We start from the raw sequence: 2532 nt of genomic DNA, 5'->3' as shown, positions 1-2532 counted from the left end.
CTCCCACCCGGTCTTCGACCTAGTCGACCGCGAGAGGCTCCGGCAGGCCGCCCACCGAGACACACCCATCAGCACCCAGGCGGGCCGCCGGGGCCTGGAACGCGCTCTCGACCTGGCGCTCTGGATAGACCTCTACAAGCCCGAGATCGTGCTGGGCTGAGCGGTCCCTCAGGGAACCTCGGCGGTGTCCGGCTGGCACGAACTCCCGCTGGGCGGCAGCGAGCCGTACAGCAGGAAGTCGTTGACCTTGTGGTGCACACACTTGGAAGACGCGTAACCGGTGTGGCCCTCACCCTTGTTGTCCAGCACCACAGCCGACGAACCGAGCCGCTGGGCCGTCTCCACGGTCCAGCGGTACGGCGTCGCCGGGTCGCCCCGGGTCCCCACGAGCAGCATCTTCGCCGCGTCCACGTTCTTGACGTCGTCGCGGATGTAGTCGGTGCCCTTGGGACGGCCGTAGCACAGCAGCACCTCGGTGAGCCGGTAGCGGCCGAAGACCGGCGACGCCTGCTCGTACTCGGCGCGCAGCCCGGCCAGGTTCCTGGTGATCTGCTCGGCGGTGGGGCGGTCGGGGTCGTCCGCGCAGTTGATGGCCATCAGCGCGGCCGGGAGGTTGTCGAGCGGGACGTCCTGGGCGTCGACGATCCCACCGCCCCCGCGCAGGTGGGGCAGACCGGTGCCGCCCGACGAGAACGCCATGATGGCGCGCGTGTCACCGTCCTCCACCAGCGAGGCGATGGCCCGCTCCAGCGTCGGCCACAACTGCTTGCTGTACAGCGCCTGACTGATGGACCCCACCAGGTCCTGGCCGGAGAACGGGTCGCCGAAGTCCGTCTGCACCGGGTCCTGGTCGAGCGAGCGGACGAGTTGTACGGCTCGGTCCGGCGCCGATCGCGCGTCCGTCCCGAAGGGGCAGGCGATGTCCTGCACACACCAGTCGAGGAAGTCCTCCAGCGCCGTCTGCTGCCCCTCGGCGCCCGCGATCCCCTGCTCGGACAGCGGTTCGGTGAGGGTGTCGACGCCATCGAGCACCAACCGGCCCACCTTCTTGGGGAATTGGGCCGCGTACACCGCGCCGAGCCGCGTCCCGTAGGAGAAACCAAGGTAGTTGAGCTTCTTGTCGCCGAGGGCCTGGCGCATCACGTCCAGGTCCCGGGAGGCGTTGACCGTGCCGATGTGGGGCAGGACCGGGCCGGAGTACTTGGCGCAGGTGGCTGCCGCTTTCCTCAGCTGCTTGAGGAGGGTCTTCGGATCGCTGCTGTCGGTGGCGTCCTCGTCGATCGGGGCCGAGCCCTGGTCGGAGCCCTCGCCACAGCTCACGGGCGAGGACTGGCCGACACCGCGCGGGTCGAACGTGACGACGTCGTAGCCGTTCGTCAGATCCATGAACTCCTTGCCGCCCGAGGCGAGTTCACTGACACCCGCACCACCGGGACCGCCGAAGTTCAGCAGCACCGACCCCCTCGACTTCCCGGTCGCCCGGTAGCGGGCCAGTGCGAGATCGAGTGTTCCGCCGCCGGGCTTCGCGTAGTCGAGCGGCACGGTGACCTTCCCGCACTGCAGGTCCTTGGGCGCGTCCGGGGTCTTGCACGCGGCCCACTTCACCTTCTGCCGGTAGAACCGGGACAGGTCGGGCGCCGGCCGGTCGTCGGCCGTGGCGAGCGCGGGCAGCCCCGCGCCGAGCAGTGCCAGCGTGAGGAGCCCGGTGACCGCACAGCCCCGGAGCGCGGGTCGCGATGACAGCTTGGCCAGCATCAATGCCTCCAAGAACGCGCCGTGACCAGCGCCTGCGATCACGATAAGCGGGCCTCGCGGGCCCCGCCTCCCGGCGGGCGCGCCGGTGAGCGGTGCCGTATTCTGCGCCCCTTCAATAGGCATAAGAGGTTTTCCGACTAATGGTTTCCGGCCGATGAGGAGTCGTTACGAGTAGTTCGATAACCGTGACGCTCGATGGAGTGAAAGGCCGATAAGCCATAACTCGGATGGTGCGTCCGCGTTTTATCCGGTGCGGGTGAGTGCCCGCTACATCTCTGGAAGGCAGGGACCCTATGAAACGGGTTACCCGAAACGGTGTGATCGCCGTCGCCGCCGCATCCGGCGCGCTGGCCGCGGCGATGCCGGCGTTCGCCGATTCCGGTGCGGACGGTGCTGCGGCCGGTTCGCCCGGGGTGATCTCCGGCAACACCATTCAGCTCCCGGTGCACGTGCCGGTGAACGTGTGCGGGAACACCGTGAACGTGGTGGGGCTCCTCAATCCCGCGGCGGGGAACACGTGCGCCAACGAAGGCGGCGCGAAAGCGGGCGGTGGGAAGAGGAGCGGCGAGAAGAGTCCCGGCGGGCCGCACGGCGGTGCCGTCGCACAGGGCGGCGAAAAGGACTCGCCGGGTGTGCTCTCCGGCAACGGAGTACAACTCCCGATCCACCTGCCCGTGAACCTCAGCGGCAATTCCGTCAGCGTGGTCGGCGTCGGCAACCCGACCGTGGGCAACGAGTCCACGAACACCTCGGTCGACCACCCCCACCACCCCACGC

General features: G+C 68.9%; 2 protein-coding genes. One reads left to right on the top strand and one right to left on the bottom strand.

Annotated features, from left to right (window positions below; genetic code table 11):
- Nucleotides 1-168: 168 nt before the first annotated feature.
- Nucleotides 169-1755 (bottom strand): alpha/beta hydrolase, encoded by a 1587-nt coding sequence (locus ACNFOC_RS53170; RefSeq protein WP_416966137.1) that lies wholly within the window; start codon nucleotides 1753-1755, stop codon nucleotides 169-171.
- A gap of 293 nt (nucleotides 1756-2048) precedes the next feature.
- Here ACNFOC_RS53170 and ACNFOC_RS53165 point away from each other — a divergent pair.
- The coding region (locus ACNFOC_RS53165; protein WP_416966136.1) for a chaplin at nucleotides 2049-2532 on the top strand (484 nt) is incomplete at its 3' end.

Origin of the sequence: Streptomyces colwelliae (genome assembly GCF_048158785.1) — a bacterium.
In the GTDB taxonomy this organism is placed as follows: Bacteria; Actinomycetota; Actinomycetes; order Streptomycetales; family Streptomycetaceae; genus Streptomyces.
Note: the sequence above shows the minus strand (reverse complement) of the source record. Positions and strands in the feature narration are given on the sequence as shown.